This window comes from Inquilinus sp. NPDC058860 (genome assembly GCF_042743185.1).
In the GTDB taxonomy this organism is placed as follows: Bacteria; Pseudomonadota; Alphaproteobacteria; order DSM-16000; family Inquilinaceae; genus Inquilinus.
In genome coordinates this window covers 44,640-62,054 of the sequence record NZ_JBHYMS010000034.1, presented here as the reverse complement: position 1 = coordinate 62,054, position 17,415 = coordinate 44,640, and the positions used below count along the sequence as shown (strand labels likewise).

The following is a 17,415-nucleotide window of genomic DNA, read 5'->3' as shown; positions in this document are numbered from 1 at the left end:
GCGGTCCGGAATGATAATGGCCGGGATCATCATGGGGTTGCGGCGTTCAGGCCTGTGCCTGGGTCTGGGACTGGCCGACGCGGACCACGACCTCCAGCGCCTCGGCGCCGCCGCCCTGGCGCAGGCCGCGGACCGGCGCGGCGTCGCGATAGTCGAGCCCGACGGCGACGCGGACATGGTGCTCGGTCGGGCAGATCCCGTTGGCGGCGTCGAAGCCGACCCAGCCGAGCCCGTCGACGAAGACCTCGGCCCAGGCATGGCCGGCCGCCTGCTCGACGCTGCCGTCGGCCATCAGCAGATAGCCCGAGACGTAGCGGGCCGGCAGGCCGAGAGGACGGGCGCAGGCGAGGAAGACATGGGTGTGGTCCTGGCACACGCCGATGCCGGCCGCCAGCGCCTCCGCCGCGGTGGTGGCGGCGTGGGTCAGGCCGGGGCGGAAGGCGATCCGGCCGTGCACCGCCAGCATCAGCGCATGGGCCAGGGCCAGCGGCTCGCGCCCCGCCGTGGTCGCCGCAGCTTCCGCCAGCTCGACCAGCGCTGCATCCGCTGCGGCCAGCGGCGACGGGCGCAGATAGAAGGCGGGCGGGAACCGCTCCTCGGTCCCGGTGACGACGCCGTTGGTGTCGCGGGTGACGACCTCGCCCTCGACCAGCAGGGTCAGCGCGTCGTGCGGCCGGTCCAGCGACAGAACGTCGACGATGTTGCCGAAGCCGTCCTCGCCGGCGGCGAGGCTGGCCCCGGCCGGCGGCACCACCCGCCAGCGCAGCACCTCCTGCCCGTCGTTCGGCCGGGGCGTCAGGCGCAGCGTCTGCAGGGTGCGGGTGACCGGGCTGTCGTAGCGGTAACGGGTCTCGTGGCGGATCAGGAGGCGCATGGCCGGACGGATCAGATCAGATCAGATAGGCCTTGCTGACCTCGAGGCCGAGGATGTTGTTCTGCTGGATGAACGCGGTCAGGTATTCGTGCAGTCCGGTGCGGAAGATCGTGTCGATCCGGCCGTAGCGCAAGCGCGAATGCATCTCGCCGGCCAGCCGCTGGCATTCATGCTTGCGGCCGTAGAGATCGGCGAGCTGCCCGAGCAGCTCGCCCATCACGCCGAGGCAGCCGACCAGCGACCGCGGCATTTCCGGCCGCAGGATCAGCAGCTCCCCCACCTGCCAGGGCTTGATGCCGTCGCGGTAGAGATAGGCATAGCTGCCGAGCGCCGAGGCGCCGCGCAGCACCGCCGCCCATTGGTAGAAGTCGAGGCCGCCGCCGACCTCCTCATCCGCCGGCAGCAGCACGTGGTACTTCACGTCGAGCAGCCGGGCGGTGTTGTCGGCGCGCTCGAGCATGGTGCCGAGCTGCAGGAAGATATGGGCGTCGTCGCGCAGCATGGTGTCGGCGACGGCACCATGGAACAGCATCGCCCGTTCCTTGACCCATTCCAGGAAATCGCGCAGGTCGCCGCCGGCGGCCAGCCCTTCCTTGCCGTCGAGGTCGAGCCAGGTGGCGTTCAGCGTCTCCCACATCGGCCGAGTCAGCGCCGCGCGCACCGCCCGCCCGTTGGTCCGCGCCCGCTGCAGGCAGGAGCGGATGCTGGACGGGTTGTCGGGATCGCGGGCGATGTAGTCGACCACGGCCGCCGGTGTCGCCGTGCCGTGCTTCTTGTAGAAGCCCGTCTCGCAGCCGGAGATGACGACGGCGGAGTGCCATTCGTCCTGCCGCGCGCCGCCGCTGTTCGGCGTCAGCGCCATGCGGTCGGCGACCTCGAGGATGCGGGCGAGGTTCTCGGCGCGCTCGACGTAGCGGCCGAGCCAATAGAGGCTGTCGGCGGTGCGGCTCAGCATCCCGATGACCCCGTCTTGAGTCCCTGCGCCGTCATGCCGTCAGCACCCAGGTGTCCTTGGTGCCGCCGCCTTGGCTCGAGTTCACGACCAACGAGCCCTCGCGCAGCGCCACCCGGGTCAGCCCGCCCGGCACGATCCTGACCTGGTCCCGGCCGGTCAGGACGAAGGGGCGCAGGTCGACATGGCGCGGCGCCACGCCCTGGTCGACGAAGGTCGGGCAGGTCGACAGCGCCAGGGTCGGCTGGGCGATGAACAGGTCGGGCTGCGCCTTGACCCGCTCGGCATAGGCCTCGCGCTCGGCCCGGCTGGCGGTCGGCCCGACCAGCATGCCGTAGCCGCCCGACCCCGCCACCTCCTTCACCACCAGCTCGTCCAGCTTGCCGAGGACATGGGCGCATTCGTCGGGCTTGGAACAGTCCCAGGTCGGGACGTTCTTCAGGATCGGCTCCTCGCCCAGATAGAAGCGGATCATCGCCGGGACGTGGATGTACATCGCCTTGTTGTCGGCGATGCCGGTGCCCATGGCGTTGGCCAGAGCGACGTTGCCGGCCCGGTAGGCGTGGTACAGGCCGGGCACGCCGAGCACGGAATCGGGGTTGAACACCAGCGGGTCGAGAAAGTCGTCGTCGATCCGGCGGTAGATCACGTCGACCCGTTTCGGCCCGCGGGTGGTGCGCATGTAGACCACGGCGTCGCGCACGAACAGGTCCGGCCCTTCCACCAGCTCGATGCCCATGCGGTCGGCCAGGAAGCTGTGCTCGAAATAGGCGCTGTTGTAGATGCCGGGGGTCAGGAGGGCGACCGTCGGCTCGCCGTCGCAGTTGCGCGGCGCGATCGAGGACAGGGTCGCCAGCAGCTCCTGCGGGTAGTGCTCGACCGGGGCGACGCTGTGCCGGGCGAACAGGTCCGGGAACAGCCGCATCATCATCTCGCGGCCTTCCAGCATGTAGGAGACGCCGGACGGGGTGCGGGCGTTGTCCTCCAGCACATAGAAATCGTTCGGCCCGACCCGGACGATGTCGATGCCGGCGATGTGGGTGTAGATGCCGCCGGGCGGGTCCAGCCCCTGCATCTCCGGCAGGTAGCCGGGGTTGTGCAGCACCAGCCGCTCCGGCACCTGGCCGGCGCGCAGGATCTCCTGGCCGTGATAGACGTCGTGCAGGAAGGCGTTCAGTGCCTTCACCCGCTGCGCCAGCCCCTGCTCCAGATGCCGCCATTCGGCGGCGTCGAGCACGCGGGGCATGATGTCGAAGGGGATCAGCCGTTCCGGGTCGCCGCCTTCGCCATAGACGGCGAAGGTGATGCCGATGCGGCGGAACAGAGCCGCCGCCTCCCGGCGCTTGAGATCGAAGACCGAGGCGGGCGTCGCCGCCAGCCAATCCGCCAGGGCCGCATAGGGGGACCGGACCGGGTCCCCGCCCATCTCGTCGAATGCCTGCACCATCCCTCCGGCACGTCCCTGCTCGACGAAACCATCAAGCAAGGCATGTGCCACCGACCGCAAGCGAAATTCCGCGGCGGCCGGCGAAGGATGCCTAAAATTCCAGCAAATCCTGCCGGGCCAATAGGCGTAGCGTCAGTAGGCGTAGGCGGTGAAGACCGGGTCGACCGAGCCGCCCCATTCGGCTTCGTAGCGGCGCAGCATCTCCGAGGCCTGGGTCTCGCCACTGTCGGCGATGCGCTGCAGCTCGTTGAGGAAACCTTCCTCGGTGCCGCCGATGGCGTCGGTCGCGGCCCGGGAGGCGAGGCCGCCGCGGGCGATCGCCAGCACCTGCAATGCCACGTCGCGCACCGTGCCGCCGCGGAACGGGGTGGCGAGGCCGAGGCGCGGCACGTCGCGGCGCAGCGCCGCCCGCTCCGCCGTCGTCCAGTCCTTGACCAGGTCCCAGGCGGCATCGAGCGCCGTGCCGTCATAGAGCAGCCCGACCCACAGCGCCGGCAGGGCGCACAGGCGCGACCACGGCCCGCCGTCGGCGCCGCGCATCTCCAGGTACTTCTTCAGCCGCACCTCGGGGAAGGCGGTGGTCAGGTGGTCGGCCCAGTCGTTCAGCGTCGGCAGATGGCCCGGATAGACCGCCAGCTCGCCCTTGAGGAAGGCGCGGAAGCTGTGCCCGGCGGCGTCGATGTAGCGGCCGTCGCGGTAGACGAAGTACATCGGCACGTCGAGCAGGTAGTCGACATAGCGCTCGAAGCCGAAGCCGTCCTCGAACACGAAGGGCAGGTCGCCGGTGCGGTCCGGGTCGGTGTCGGTCCAGATGTGGCTGCGCAGGCTCTGGAACCCGTTCGGCCGGCCCTCGGTGAAGGGCGAGTTGGCGAACAGCGCCGTCGCCACAGGCTGCAGCGCCAGGCTGGCCCGGAACTTCTTCACCATGTCGGCTTCGGAGGCGAAGTCGAGATTGACCTGCACCGTGCAGGTGCGGGTCATCATGTCGAGGCCCAGCGAGCCGCGCTTCGGCATGTAGTCGCGCATGATCTTGTAGCGGCCCTTGGGCATCCAGGGGATGTCCTGGCGCCGCCATTTCGGCTGAAAGCCGAGGCCGATCATGCCGATGCCGAGCTGCTCCCCGACCCGCTTCACCTGGGCCAGGTGGTCCGCCACCTCGGCGCAGGTCTCGTGGATGCTGCGCAGCGGCGCGCCCGACAGCTCGACCTGGCCGCCCGGTTCCAGCGTCACTGACGCCTTGTCGCGGATCAGCGCGATCAGGTTGCCGTTCTCCTCCACCCGCTCCCAGCCGCAGCCGGCCAGGCCTTCCAGCACGGCGCGGATCCCGTCCGGCCCGTCAAAGGGCAGCGGCTTCAGGTCCGACTGGCGGAAGGCGAACTTCTCGTGCTCGGTGCCGATGCGCCAGTCCTCGGGCGGCTTGGACCCGGCGGCGAGATAGTCGACGAGCTGCGCCTTGCTTTCGATCGGTGCGGCGCTGGCGCTCTGGGGACCGGACATGGGCGGGTACTCGGGTGTCGGAACAGCGGGTATCAGACGCGATGCGGCGGCCGGCCGCGCCCATCGCCGGCCAGCATCTGCCAGACCGCGAGCGCGGCGATGGCCGCCGTGTCGGCGCGCAGGATACGAGGGCCGAGGCCGACGGGTCGAACAAATTCGTGACGAATCAGGGCATCCAGCTCCGCCGGCGCGAAACCGCCTTCCGGACCGACCAGGAGAGCGGCGGGACCGGACGCTTCCGCCGCCGCTTCGGCGATGGGACGGGCCGTTCCGGCCTCGGCGCAGACCAGCAGCGTCCGGCCCGCGGGCCAGCCGGCGAGCAGAGCGTCGAGCCCGACCGGGTCGAGCAGCTCCGGCACGTCCAGCCGCTCGCATTGCTCGGCCGCAGCCACGGCATGGGCGCGCAGCCGGTCGAGATTGACGCGCTGGACGTCGGTGAAGCGGGTGAAGACCGGCTGCAGCACGGCGGCGCCGAGCTCCGTCCCCTTCTCCACCACCGCGTCGACCGCGTCCTTCTTGACCGGGGCGAAGCAGAGCCAGAGGTCGGAGACGGGCTCGGGCGGGCGGATCCGTTCATCCGCGACGGCGTGGCCGTCCTTGTTGCCGCGAAAATTCCCCAGCCGCGCCCGCCACTCGCCGTCTCGCGGATTGAACAGGCGGATGGCGGCTCCGGCTTCCAGCCGCAGCACGCCGCGCAGACGGTGCGTCTGGGCGTCGGACAGCGGCACCGGCTGCCCTGCCGCGAGCGGGGTGTCGACGAACAAACGGGTGCGCGGCAGGGCATCGGAGGTCATGCGCGACGCTAGCCGCTGCCCGGCCGGCCGGCAACGGATCCTTGGGAGGAACGGCCGGGATCAGGCCCGGCGCCGCTCCCGGGCCACCTGCTCGACGATCGCCTGGCGATCCGGCATCCGGGCCCGGTTGCGGGCCGTGACCAATTCGACGATCTCCGGCGCCGCGGTCTCGGGACGGCCGGAGTCGTAGGGCGGCGCCGGCGCGTATTCGAGCCCGAGCTGGATCGCCTTCGCCACCGTCTCGTCCGCCAGCTCGGCCGCGAGGGTCAGGGCGAAGTCGATGCCGGCGGTGACGCCGCCGCCGGTGAAAATGTTGCCGTCGCGGACGACGCGGCCGGGATCGGGGATGGCGCCGAACAAGGCCAGCTGGTCGCGCCAGGCCCAGTGACAGGCCGCCCGCCGCCCTTCCAGCAGCCCGGCAGCGGCGAGGATCAGCGACCCGGTGCAGACCGAGGTGACATAGCGGGCCATGGCGGCCAGTCGTCGGATCTCGCCCAGATAGGCATCGCTGCGCATCGCATCGACGCAGCCGAAGCCGCCGGGCACGCACAGCACGTCGCAGCGCTCCACCTCTTCCAGCCGGGCGAGGTTGGAGAAGGTGAGGCCGTCGACCGCGACCGGCTCGCCGCCGATCGAGGCGACGACGGTCCTGGCGCCGGGCAGCCGCGCCAGCACCTGGTGCGGGCCGGTGAAGTCGAGATGGGTGACGCCGGGATAGATCGGGAAGACGATGACGGTGTCCATGGCGGCCTCCGGGACGGAATTGACAACTGCAGTATCGTCGCGCAGGGTGATGTCCGAAACGACATTGTTCCCTCATTTACCGTCATGTCTCGCGCGATCGGCTTCCTGGTCTTCCCCGGTTTCAACATCCTCGACCTGTCGGGGCCGCTGGCGGCGTTCGACACCGCGTCCCGGGACTGCGCGCCGCCGCCCTACCGGCTGCAGGTGATCTCGGAGCAGGGCGGCGCGGTCGAAAGCTCCGCCGGCCTGCCGGTGCTGACCCAGCCCTTCGGCGATGTGCCACTGGACACGCTGGTGGTCGCCGGCGGGCGCGGCGTCCCCAAGGCGCTGGAATCTGCGCGACTGCTGGCCTTCATCCGCGAGACCGCCACGGCGCGGCGGGTGACCAGCGTCTGCACCGGCGCTTTCCTGCTGGCCGCAGCCGGCCTGCTGGACGGGCGGCGCGCCACCACCCATTGGCTGCAGGCCGCCGCGCTGCAGCGCCTGCACCCGAAGGTCCGTGTCGAGATGGACCGGATCTTCGTCCAGGACGGCCCGGTCTGGTCATCGGCCGGCGTCACCGCCGGCATCGACCTGGCCCTGGCCCTGATCGAGGAGGATCTGGGCGTCGACGCCGCCCGCGCCGTGGCCCGGATCCTGGTCGTGTATCACCGCCGGCCCGGCGGGCAGTCGCAGTTCTCCGCCCTGCTCGACCTCGCCCCGGCCACCGACCGGATCCAGGCCGCCCTCAGCTTCGCGCGGGAGAATCTGCGGGAGCCGCTGCCGGTCGACCGGCTGGCCGAGGCGGCATGCCTGAGCCCGCGCCAGTTCGGCCGCGCCTTCCTGGCCGAGACCGGGCAGACCCCGGCCAAGGCGGTGGAACGGCTGCGTGCCGAGGCGGCCCGGCCGCGGGTCGAGGACGGCGCCGAACCGATCGAAACGATCGCCCGCGACGTCGGCTTTTCCGATCCGGAGCGGATGCGCCGGGCCTTCATCCGCTGCTTCGGCCAGCCGCCGCAGGCGATGCGGCGGGGGCGGCGGACCGCGGCGGCGATGCATCCGTGACCACGGCGCCCATCACGGCCTTTGCCGCCGGCCCGCAACGGCGGTACTGATGCGCCAGCGCGACCTCCGCGACGGGACCATGACCGACACCGCCTCCGACATCCGGGCCGAGAGCCGGCTTCTCCGCTGGGCGCCGCCCGGCGTCCGGCCCTACCTGACCCTGGCCCGGCTGGATCGGCCGAAGCCGGTCCTGCTGCTGCTTCTTCCCTGCTGGTGGGGACTGGCGATGGCGCCGCGGCCGGCCGGCTTCGGCTGGATGGATCTCTGGTACGTCCTCCTGTTCGCCATCGGCGCGCTGGTGATGCGCGGCGCCGGCTGCACGGTGAACGACATCCTGGACCGTGACTTCGACGGCCGGGTGGCGCGCACCCGCACCCGGCCGATCCCCAGCGGCGCGATCAGCCCGACCCAGGCGGTGCTGTTCCTGATCGCCCTGCTGCTGCTGGGCTTCCTGGTCCTGATCCAGTTCAACAGCACCACCGTCGGGCTCGGCATCGCCTCGCTGCTCGTGGTCTTCACCTACCCGCTGATGAAGCGGGTCACCTGGTGGCCGCAATTCTTCCTGGGCCTGGCCTTCAACTGGGGCGCGCTGGTCGGCTGGACCGCCGTGACCGGCGGGCTGGCCTTGCCCTCGCTGATCCTCTATGCCGCCGGCATCTGCTGGACGCTGGGCTACGACACGGTCTACGCCCTGCAGGACATCGAGGACGACGCCCGCATCGGCATCAAGTCGACCGCCCGCCTGTTCGGCGGCGCCGCGCGGCGCTGGGTCGCCGGCTTCTACGCGCTGACCGTGCTCGGGATCGGCGCGGCCGGCCTGCTGGCCGGGCTGGCGCCCCTGCCCTTCCTGCTGTGCCTCGCCGCCGGCGCGGCACAGCTGGCCTGGCAGGCGGCGACGCTCGTCCCCGACCGGCCGGCCGACTGCCTGGCCAAGTTCAACTCGAACCGCTGGTTCGGCCTTTTGGTCCTGGTCGGGCTCGCCGCCGGCCGCGCCTTGGCCTGATCATCCGCCCAGATACTTGGCGAGCGCGATGGCGTTGTTCTGGCGCTCGTCGCGGCTGGCATAGAGCAGGGTGACCCAGCCGTCCTTGCTCTTCTGCCGCAGGAAGGCGACCGCGTTCGGGTGGGCATCCAGCTCGGCATGATAGCGGCGGCAGAATTCCGGCCATTTCTCCGGCTCGTGGTGGATCCAGTGCCGCAGCTCGTCGCTCGGCGCCACGGTCTTGAGCCAGAGATCGAGCGCCGCCTGCTCCTTGGTCAGGCCGCGCGGCCACAGCCGGTCGACCAGGACGCGGTAGCCGTCGCCCTCCTCGGGCGGGTCGTAGACGCGCTTGACCCGGATCATGAGCCGGCTCCGTCGCGCTTCGGACCCTTCGGCGCGGGCTTCTTCCCGGGCTTCGGGTCCAGACCGGCATAGGCCGGATCGATCTCGTGCAGATAGCAGGGCGGGGAACTACATTCCCCGATCTCGTCTTCGGCCGGACCGTCCTTCGGTCGGGCCGGGGCACGGCGGCTCACCATCTCGTCGTTTCCTCGTCTGCGGCGACGGTCTGCGCCGTCGCCGTTTCGCGAATCTTCCGCATTCCGGCGCCGGACATCAAGACTCCATGGCTCATCGCCGCCTTGCAGGATAGGAAGGGCGCCATGGACGACATCGCCGCCTTCATCCGCGCCAACACGGCGCCGACCCGCACGCCGCTGCTACCCGAGCTGGTGCTGCACCTCGCCACCGAGGTGACGCCGCTGTGGCAGGCGACGGAGGAGACGCTGCGCCGCACCGGCCTGCCGCCGCCCTACTGGGCCTTCGCCTGGGTCGGCGGCCAGGCGGTGGCGCGATATATCCTGGACCATCCCGAGAGCGTGGCCGGGAAGCGGGTGTTCGACTTCGCCTCGGGCTCCGGCATCGTCGCGCTGGCCGCGTCCCGGGCCGGCGCCGCCGCGGTGACGGCGGCCGAGATCGACCCGGTCGCGGTGGCGGCGATCCGGCTGAACGCGGCGACCAATGGCTGCGCGGTCGAGGCCGACGGCGGCGACCGGATCGGCGAGGCGCTGGACGGCATCGACATCGTCTGCGCCGGCGACGTCTGCTACGAGAAGCCGATGTCGGACCGGGTCATGCCTTGGCTGCGGGCCCTGGCCGGCGCCGGCAAGACCGTGCTGCTGGGCGATCCCGGCCGCACCTACCGGCCGCAGGACGGGCTGGAGGAGATCGCCCGCCACCAGGTGCCGACCAGCGTCGAGATCGAGGACCGCGCCGTGCGCGAGGCCGTGGTGTGGAAGGTCCTGCCCGGATAGGCCGTAGGTTGGGTTCGCTTGGCGAACCCAACATCGCGCAACCGGGACATTGTTGGGTTCGCGTCCGCGAACCCAACCTACGTCAGTTGCTCGTCGGCGCGGCCGGCGTCGTGGTCGCCGGAGGCGGCGTGACCGCAGGAGCCGCCGGCGCGGCCGGCGTCGTCGTGGCCGGAGCAGCCGGGGCCGCAGGATCGGTCACGGCCGGGGCCGCGGGCGCGGCCGGAACCGCGGGGGTCTCCGCCGGCGCGGCAGGGGCAGCCGGAGCCGTCGTAGCGGGGGCGGCGGGCTGGGCCGGGGTCGCGGGCGGCGTGCCGGTTTCGCCGGGGGCCGTCGCCGGCGGCACTGCGGTCTCGCCGCCCGGTGCGGTCTGGCCGGGCACCGTCTGGCCCGGGATGATCTCGGCCGGGGGCTGGGCCGGCGGCTCGACCGCCTTCTTCGCCGCGGCCGCGCGGCGGCCGGCGGCGCGGGCCAGGTAGGCCTGCCGCGCCTCGTCCTTGTTGGCGTAGACGTCCGGATGGTTCACCGGCTGGCCGAATTCGTCCGGGAAGCGGGTGTAGTAGCCGATATAGACCGGGATCTCCTCCGGCAGCCGCTCGGTGTACATGCGGCCGGTGCGGATCTTCCGGTCGATCTCGTCGACGCTGACGCCGTCGGCCCAGGCCGCCAGCTCCCGGACCTGCTGGACCCGGACGCAGCCATGGCTCAGCGCCCGCTTGTCGCGGCCGAAATAGCTCTTCTGCGGCGTGTCGTGCAGATAGATCGACTGGTCGTTGTCGAGCTCGAGCTTGAGCCGGCCGAGCGGGCTGCGCGGCCCCGACGGGATGTAGACGCTGGCCTCGTTGCGGACGATCGACGGCGTCGGGGTCCAGTCCGGGTTGTACTTGATCGCGTACATGTTCGACAGCAGCTCGGGCGTCGAGGTCCCCGCGGCCCCGACCACGACCTTGCTGCGGATCACCGGGGCGCCGTCCTGGAAGGCGATCAGCTCATAGGACGGGATGTTCACCAGGATGAACTTGCCGCGCGTCGGGATCGCGACGTTGACGCCGGCGTCGCGCATCGCCTGGACGAAGGGGGATACGGGCGGCGGCGCGGGCTGCTCCGGCGCCGGCAGGCTGGCGGTCTGCTGCGTCCCGGCCGGCACGCAGGCCGCAAGCACCAGGATCGAGGCGACCGCCAGGGCAGCGCGGGCGATCGGCCCGCGATGACAGGGCGCACTCTTCGAACAGGCGGTCATCACGAATTCCCCTTCCGTCGCGGACGGCCGGGTGGTCGAACCCGGGGCCGTTGCATTCATTTAGTTGCCGATACTCGGCCCGGCAATCGAAAGACTGCAGCGGCCCCACGAGGTCTTGCATCGCCGGCCGATATGGCAAAAAAGGGGCGCTCCGAAGAGCGCCCCTCCACAATTCGACTTTTGGACAATCTGATCGGGTGATCAGAAGTCCATGTCGCCCATGCCACCCATGCCGCCCATGCCGCCGCCCGGCGCCGCAGCGGCCGGCTTCTTCTCGACATGCTCGGCCACCATCGCCTCAGTGGTGATCAGCAGGCTGGCCACCGACGCGGCGTTCTGCAGCGCGGCGCGGACGACCTTGGTCGGGTCGATGACGCCGGCCTTGATCAGGTCGCCATACTCGCTGGTCTGGGCGTTGTAGCCCCAGTTCTTGTCGTTCTTGTCCTGCAGCTTGCCGACAACGATCGAGGCGTCGCCGCCCGCGTTGGTGACGATCTGCCGGATCGGCGCCTGCAGGGCACGGCGGACGATGTCGATGCCGACACGCTCGTCGTCGTTGTCCGGCTTGACCTTGTCCAGCGCCTTCGAGGCGTACAGCAGGGCGGTGCCGCCGCCCGGGACCACGCCTTCCTCGACCGCGGCGCGGGTCGCGTGCATCGCGTCGTCAACGCGATCCTTGCGCTCCTTCACCTCGACCTCGGTGGCGCCGCCGACGCGGATCACCGCGACGCCGCCCGCCAGCTTGGCCAGACGCTCCTGCAGCTTCTCGCGGTCGTAGTCCGAGGAGGTCTCCTCGATCTGCGCCCGGATCTGGTTGCAGCGGCCCTCGATCTCCTTCTTGGCGCCGGCGCCGTCGACGATCGTGGTCTCTTCCTTGGCGATCAGGACCTTCTTGGCCCGGCCCAGCATGTCGAGCGTGACGCTCTCGAGCTTGATGCCGAGATCCTCGGAGATCACCTGGCCGCCGGTCAGAATGGCCATGTCCTCGAGCATCGCCTTGCGGCGATCGCCGAAGCCCGGGGCCTTGACCGCCGCGACCTTCAGGCCGCCGCGCAGCTTGTTGACCACCAGGGTGGCCAGGGCCTCGCCCTCGACGTCCTCGGCGATGATCAGCAGCGGCTTGCCCGACTGCACCACCGCCTCGAGCACCGGCAGCATGGCCTGCAGGTTCGACAGCTTCTTCTCATGCAGGAGGATGTACGGAGCCTCGAGGTCCGCAATCATCTTCTCGGCATTGGTGATGAAGTACGGCGACAGGTAGCCGCGGTCGAACTGCATGCCTTCGACGACTTCGAGCTCGGTGTCGAGGCTCTTGGCCTCTTCCACCGTGATCACGCCCTCGTTGCCGACCTTCTCCATGGCCTTGGCGATCATCTCGCCGATGTCGCGCTCGCCATTGGCGGAGATGGTGCCGACCTGGGCGACCTCGGCATTGGTCTTGATGACCTTCGACCGGGTCTTGAGGTCCGCGACGACGGCCTCGACGGCCTTGTCGATGCCGCGCTTCAGGTCCATCGGGTTCAGGCCGGCGGCGACGGCCTTGACGCCCTCGCGGACGACCGACTGGGCCAGCACGGTCGCGGTGGTGGTGCCGTCACCGGCCAGGTCGTTGGTCTTCGACGCGACCTCGCGCACCATCTGCGCGCCCATGTTCTCGAACTTGTCGGCGAGCTCGATCTCCTTGGCGACGGTGACGCCGTCCTTGGTGATCCGCGGCGCGCCGAACGACTTGTCGAGCACGACGTTGCGGCCCTTCGGGCCCAGGGTGACCTTGACCGCATCGGCCAGGATGTCGACGCCGCGCAGCATGCGGGAGCGGGCGTCGAGCGAGAACTTAACGTCCTTCGCAGCCATCTCTCTATTCCTTATCTATCGGGATTCCGGTGAAGGCGACGGGGCGGATCAGGCCGCCTTGGCCGACTTCTTCACGGTGATGATGCCGAGGATGTCGCTCTCCTTCATGATCAGGAGATCCTGACCGTCGAGCTTCACCTCGGTGCCGGACCACTTGCCGAACAGAATGCGGTCACCGGCCTTGACGTCCAGCGGCTGCAGCTTGCCGGCCTCGTCGCGGATGCCGGCGCCGACCGAGATCACCTCGCCCTCCTGGGGCTTTTCCTTGGCGGTGTCCGGGATGATGATCCCGCCGGCGGTCTTCTCGTTCTGCTCGATGCGGCGCACCAGCACACGGTCGTGCAGGGGACGGAATTGCATCTTCGCTCTCCCACTCTCTCGTTCAGAGATTTGCGTTCAGGGCCTGCCCCGGCCGGTCGTTAGCACTCTCGGCCGGTGAGTGCTACGCATTTAAGGGGAGCGCGGAAACGGGTCAAGGCCCATCCGAAGATTCGCTCAGCGAAAGACCGCGGGCAGCCAGAGCGACAGGGCCGGGATGTAGGTCACGGCCAGCAGCACCGCGATCGAGGCGCCGAAGAACGGCCAGATCGTGCGCATCGCCTCGCGGATGGTGATCTTGCCGACGGCGCAGCTGACGAACAGCACCGACCCGACCGGAGGCGTGTTCAGGCCGATGCCGGCGTTGAGGATCAGGATCACGCCGAAATGCACCGGGTCGATGCCGAAGGCCTTGACCACCGGCAGCAGGACGGGCGTGCAGATGATGATCATCGGCGCCATATCCATGAAGGTGCCGAGAATCAGCAGCGCGACGTTGATCAGCAGCAGCACCGTCAGCGGGTCGCTGGAGATGGCATGGATCGCCTGGACCGTCGCCGTCTGCACCTGCAGCAGCGCCATCAGCCAGCCGAAGGCGCCGGCGGTGCCGATCACCAGCAGCACCATGGCGGTGGTGCGGACCGCGCCCTGCACCGCCTCGACGAAGCCGCGCCAGTCGAGCTCGCGATAGACCAGGAGCGCCACCAGGAAGGCGTAGATCACCGCGATGCAGGAGCTTTCGGTCGCGGTGAAGATGCCGGAGCGGACGCCGCCGAAGATGATGCCGATCAGGAGGATGCCCGGCAGCGCCAGGACCAGGTAGCGGCCGACGGCGCGCAGGCCCGGGAACGGATCGGCGGGATAGCCGCGCCGGCGGGCGACGACATAGGCGGCGACCATCAGCGCGGCCGCCAGCAGGATGCCGGGGATGATGCCGGCGGTGAACAGGTCGGCGATCGAGACGTTGCCGCCCGCCGCGATCGAATAGAGGATCATGTTGTTGGACGGCGGGATCATCAGCGCGATGATCGCGGAATTGGCGGTGACGTTGACCGCGTAGTCCCGGGCGTAACCCCGCGCCGCCATCTGCGGGATCATCAGCCCGCCGATCGCCGAGGCGTCGGCCACCGCCGAGCCGGAGATGCCGCCGAACAGGGTCGAGGCGACGACATTGACCTGGCCCAGCCCCCCGCGCATGTGCCCGACCAGGCTGGCGGCGAAGCGGATCAGCCGCGCCGCGATGCCGCCGCGGATCATCAGGTCGCCGGCGAAGATGAAGAACGGGATCGCCATCATGGCGAAGGCGTTCATGCCGGAGTTGATCTGCTGGAACACCACCACTGGCGGCAGGCCCATGTACAGCACCGTCGCCAGCGAGGAGATGCCGAGGCAGAAGGCGATCGGCATGCCCATGAACATCAGCAGCGTGAAGCCGCCGAACAGGACCCACAGCTCCATCACGCCAGCTCCTGCACGCCTTCGACCGCCGCCTCGTGCTCGACGCCGGCAATCTGTTCGAACAGCCGTTCGGCGGCGAACAGCGCGATCAGCGCGCCGCCGATGATCAAGGGAATGAAATCGAATCCGCCCGGCAGGTCGAGCACCGGGATGGTCGCGGTCCAGGTGCCGACCGCGAGCTCGACCGAATACCAGACCATGGCGACGCCGAAGCCGAGGATGAGCAGCAGGTTCACCCCCTCCAGCACCCGGTTGAGCCCCGCCGGCAGCACCTGCTGCAGCAGGTCGAGGCCGAGATGGAAGCTCTCGCGCACCCCGACTGCGGCGCCGAGCAGGATGAACCACCCCATCAGCTGCAGCGTCAGCGGCTCGGCCCAGCTCGGCGTGTCGTTCAGCACGTAGCGGGCGAAGACCTGCCAGCCGACTGTGACGGTCATCGCCAGCATGCCGAAGCCGGCCAGCCACAGGGCGCCGGTGGACAGGATGCCGAGGGTCCGGCGAGTCAGAGCCAGGACGGAAGCCATTCCGGCCGATCTCCCATGACGAAAGGGCCGGCCCCGCGCGACGTGGCGGGGCCGGCCGGATGGCACAGCCTCACTGCACCGCGCGGATGCGCTCCACCAGCGACTTCATCGCGTCGGTGGTGACGAACTTGTCGTAGACCGGCCCCATCGCGGCCGAGAACGCGGCCTTGTCGACGGTGATGACCTCGGCACCGCCGGCCCGCACCTTCTCCTCCGACTCCTTCTCGCGCGCGATCCACAGCTCGCGCATCTTCACCACCGACTCCTTGGCCGCCTGGCGCAGCAGCGTCTGGTCGTCGGGCGACAGCTTGTCCCAGGCGATCTTCGAGATCACCAGCACCTCGGGCGTCAGCGAATGCTCGGTCAGGGTGTAGTGCTTCGCCACCTCGAAATGGCGCGAGGATTCGTAGGACGGCCAGTTGTTCTCGGCGCCGTCGACGACGCCGGTCTCCAGCGCCGAATAGACCTCGCCGAACGCCATCGGCGTCGGGTTGGCGCCGAAGGCCTGCATCATCGCGATCCACAGGTCGGACTGCTGGACCCGCAGCTTCAGCCCCTTCATGTCGTCGATCGACCGGATCGCCTTCTTCGTGGTGTAGAAGGACCGCGCTCCGGAATCGTAGAAGGCGAGGCCGACCAGCCCGTGCGGCTCGAACGCCTTCAGGATCTCGTCGCCGATCGGGCCGTCGACGACCTTGTGCATGTGGTCGACCGAGCGGAACAGGAAGGGCAGGCCCAGCACCTGCGTCTCCGGCACCAGGTTGTTGAACGGCGCCGTGTTCACCCGGTTCATGTCGATCACGCCGAACCGGGTCTGCTCGATCGTGTCCTTCTCGGCGCCGAGCTGGGCGTTGTTGAAGACCTGGATCTTGATCCGGCCGCCGCTGCGCTGCTCCATCAGCTCGCCGAGATACTTGACCGCCTCGACCGTCGGATAGCCGTCGGGATGGATGTCGGCCGAGCGCAGCGTCTGCGCCGAAGCCGGAAGGGCCGCCAGCGACAGCGCCGCCCCCAGGACCAATGCCACGATGGATTTCACGAACGCCTCCCCCTGGTTCCCGGGCCTGGTATGATCAGGCCCCTGTCTGGTATGGTAAGAGGCAGCCTAGTATGGTACTTGACCTGATGCAATATCCGTCGCGAGCTTGATCCGCATGGCGCCGCTCGATCTCCTCGACCAGACCACCAGCATCGCCCGCCTGATCGAGCTGGAGATCCGCAAGGCCATCGTCACCCTGGCCATGAAGCCCGGCGCGCCGCTGTCGGAGCAGGAGATCGCCCTCCGCTACGGCGTGTCGCGGCAGCCGGTGCGCGAGGCTTTCATCGCCCTCGCCCGCTCGGGCCTGGTCGAGGTGCTGCCGCGGCGCGGCACCTTCGTGGTCAAGATCTCGATCGAGCGGATGCTGGAGGCGCGCTTCATCCGCGAATCGCTGGAAAGCGCGGTGGTGCGGCGCGCCTGCGAGCGCTTCGACGCCCGAACCCGCACCCGCATCGACTTCCACCTCGAGGCCCAGGAGACGGCGGCCGCGGCCGGCGAGCACTACGAGTTCCAGCGCGCCGACGAGGCGTTCCACGCGGCGATCGCCGAGGGGGCCGGCTGCCCGTCGGCCTGGACCGTGATCGAGGACCTGAAGGCGCATATGGACCGCGTCTGCCACCTGACGCTGCCCTCGGCCTCGTCCCTGCCGGCGCTGATCGCGCAGCACCGCACCATCCTGGCGGCGATCGACCGGCGCGACCCGGACGGCGCCGAGGCGGCGCTGCGCGCCCATCTGTCGGAGATCCTGCGGGCTTTGCCGACGGTGCAGCGCGAGCACCGCGACCTGTTCGCCTGAGCCGGCGCCGGTCTGGCAGCACTCCTGCCAGAGCGCTGCTAACATATTGATTTCCTTACATATACCCTTGTCCGCATCGGAAATCCACATCACATTTCCTTCATGGACCGGACGTGCAAGCCCGGCCGTGCGGAAGGAAAGGGACGGTGACGGAATGACCGATCTGGAACGTCAGCTGCAGGGCTACCGCCTGACCACGGCGGAGATCCTCTACCATCTGCCCGATCATCCGGGGCTGCTGCAGAGCTTCGTCTGGCAGAGGCTCGATCTCGCCCCCCGCTTCCCGGAGCTGCATCGCTTCCTCGACTTCTGGACCCGCAACATCGAGGGCAGGCTGCATTCGGTCCGGGTCGCGGCGACCGGCGTGGTCAAGCCTGGCGATCTGCGGCTCTGCACCGCCGAGTTCCGGCTGCACTGAAATCCCGAAGAGGAGAAGCAGGCCGGGGGGGGGGGGGGGCAGCCCCCCCCCCCCCCCCCCCCCCGCGGGGGGGGGCCCGGGGGCTAAAAAACAAAACCAACCCAAAAAGCAAACCGCGGAAACG

18 protein-coding genes are annotated in these 17,415 nt (G+C 69.7%); 5 read left to right on the top strand and 13 right to left on the bottom strand.

Annotated features, from left to right (window positions below):
- Window positions 1–46 precede the first annotated feature (46 nt).
- From ACFW16_RS22075 to ACFW16_RS22050, 6 genes are all read right to left on the bottom strand, one after another.
- A complete protein-coding gene (locus ACFW16_RS22075; RefSeq protein WP_380309001.1) occupies window positions 47–874 on the bottom strand; it encodes a transglutaminase N-terminal domain-containing protein in 828 nt (275 codons plus the stop codon).
- A gap of 16 nt (window positions 875–890) precedes the next feature.
- Complete coding sequence (locus ACFW16_RS22070; protein ID WP_380308999.1) at window positions 891–1,829, bottom strand: alpha-E domain-containing protein; 939 nt, start codon at window positions 1,827–1,829, stop codon at window positions 891–893.
- A 31-nt stretch (window positions 1,830–1,860) separates the two neighbouring features.
- Window positions 1,861–3,273, bottom strand: coding sequence for a circularly permuted type 2 ATP-grasp protein (locus ACFW16_RS22065; RefSeq protein WP_380308997.1), 1,413 nt, complete (start codon window positions 3,271–3,273; stop codon window positions 1,861–1,863).
- A 132-nt stretch (window positions 3,274–3,405) separates the two neighbouring features.
- Window positions 3,406–4,770 carry a glutamate--cysteine ligase gene (locus ACFW16_RS22060; RefSeq protein WP_380308995.1) on the bottom strand — a complete coding sequence of 455 codons (1,365 nt, stop codon included), beginning with the start codon at window positions 4,768–4,770 and terminating at the stop codon, window positions 3,406–3,408.
- Window positions 4,771–4,802: 32 nt separating this feature from the next.
- Window positions 4,803–5,564, bottom strand: a complete 762-nt coding sequence (locus ACFW16_RS22055) for a 16S rRNA (uracil(1498)-N(3))-methyltransferase (RefSeq protein WP_380308993.1) — start codon at window positions 5,562–5,564, stop codon at window positions 4,803–4,805.
- A gap of 60 nt (window positions 5,565–5,624) precedes the next feature.
- On the bottom strand, window positions 5,625–6,308 hold the full coding sequence (locus ACFW16_RS22050) for a DJ-1/PfpI family protein (protein WP_380308991.1): 684 nt from the start codon (window positions 6,306–6,308) through the stop codon (window positions 5,625–5,627).
- Between the two features lie 84 nt (window positions 6,309–6,392).
- Between ACFW16_RS22050 and ACFW16_RS22045 the strand changes: the two genes are divergently transcribed.
- Window positions 6,393–7,352: a GlxA family transcriptional regulator gene (locus ACFW16_RS22045; protein WP_380308989.1), complete on the top strand. Its 960-nt coding sequence runs from the start codon at window positions 6,393–6,395 to the stop codon at window positions 7,350–7,352.
- 79 nt (window positions 7,353–7,431) lie between these two features.
- A complete protein-coding gene (ubiA, locus tag ACFW16_RS22040; RefSeq protein ID WP_380308987.1) occupies window positions 7,432–8,355 on the top strand; it encodes a 4-hydroxybenzoate octaprenyltransferase in 924 nt (307 codons plus the stop codon).
- On the opposite strand, the gene ACFW16_RS22035 is transcribed toward ubiA, so the two are convergent.
- Complete coding sequence (locus tag ACFW16_RS22035) at window positions 8,356–8,697, bottom strand: DUF488 domain-containing protein (RefSeq protein ID WP_380308985.1); 342 nt, start codon at window positions 8,695–8,697, stop codon at window positions 8,356–8,358.
- A gap of 299 nt (window positions 8,698–8,996) precedes the next feature.
- Between ACFW16_RS22035 and ACFW16_RS22030 the strand changes: the two genes are divergently transcribed.
- Window positions 8,997–9,647 (top strand): class I SAM-dependent methyltransferase, encoded by a 651-nt coding sequence (locus ACFW16_RS22030; RefSeq protein WP_380308983.1) that lies wholly within the window; start codon window positions 8,997–8,999, stop codon window positions 9,645–9,647.
- Window positions 9,648–9,729: 82 nt separating this feature from the next.
- Here the strand turns inward: ACFW16_RS22030 and ACFW16_RS22025 are convergent, their stop codons facing one another.
- The 6 genes from ACFW16_RS22025 to ACFW16_RS22000 all read right to left on the bottom strand — a co-directional run bounded on the left by ACFW16_RS22025 (window position 9,730) and on the right by ACFW16_RS22000 (window position 16,077).
- Window positions 9,730–10,884 (bottom strand): L,D-transpeptidase family protein, encoded by a 1,155-nt coding sequence (locus ACFW16_RS22025; RefSeq protein ID WP_380308981.1) that lies wholly within the window; start codon window positions 10,882–10,884, stop codon window positions 9,730–9,732.
- A gap of 201 nt (window positions 10,885–11,085) precedes the next feature.
- Window positions 11,086–12,738, bottom strand: coding sequence for a chaperonin GroEL (groL, locus tag ACFW16_RS22020; RefSeq protein ID WP_380308979.1), 1,653 nt, complete (start codon window positions 12,736–12,738; stop codon window positions 11,086–11,088).
- Window positions 12,739–12,786: 48 nt separating this feature from the next.
- A complete protein-coding gene (gene groES, locus ACFW16_RS22015) occupies window positions 12,787–13,098 on the bottom strand; it encodes a co-chaperone GroES (protein WP_034840379.1) in 312 nt (103 codons plus the stop codon).
- Window positions 13,099–13,233: 135 nt separating this feature from the next.
- On the bottom strand, window positions 13,234–14,514 hold the full coding sequence (locus ACFW16_RS22010; protein WP_380308977.1) for a TRAP transporter large permease: 1,281 nt from the start codon (window positions 14,512–14,514) through the stop codon (window positions 13,234–13,236).
- Entirely contained in the window at window positions 14,514–15,038 is a 525-nt protein-coding gene (locus ACFW16_RS22005) for a TRAP transporter small permease (RefSeq protein ID WP_380308975.1), read from the bottom strand. Before ACFW16_RS22005 ends, ACFW16_RS22010 begins: the two co-directional genes overlap by 1 nt.
- Window positions 15,039–15,108: 70 nt before the next feature.
- Window positions 15,109–16,077 (bottom strand): TRAP transporter substrate-binding protein, encoded by a 969-nt coding sequence (locus tag ACFW16_RS22000; protein WP_380308973.1) that lies wholly within the window; start codon window positions 16,075–16,077, stop codon window positions 15,109–15,111.
- A 115-nt stretch (window positions 16,078–16,192) separates the two neighbouring features.
- On the opposite strand from ACFW16_RS22000, the gene ACFW16_RS21995 reads away from it, so the two are divergent.
- Both ACFW16_RS21995 and ACFW16_RS21990 read left to right on the top strand, forming a co-directional pair.
- Window positions 16,193–16,873, top strand: coding sequence for a GntR family transcriptional regulator (locus ACFW16_RS21995; protein WP_380308971.1), 681 nt, complete (start codon window positions 16,193–16,195; stop codon window positions 16,871–16,873).
- 154 nt (window positions 16,874–17,027) lie between these two features.
- Complete coding sequence (locus tag ACFW16_RS21990; RefSeq protein WP_380308969.1) at window positions 17,028–17,291, top strand: usg protein; 264 nt, start codon at window positions 17,028–17,030, stop codon at window positions 17,289–17,291.
- Window positions 17,292–17,415: the final 124 nt, after the last annotated feature.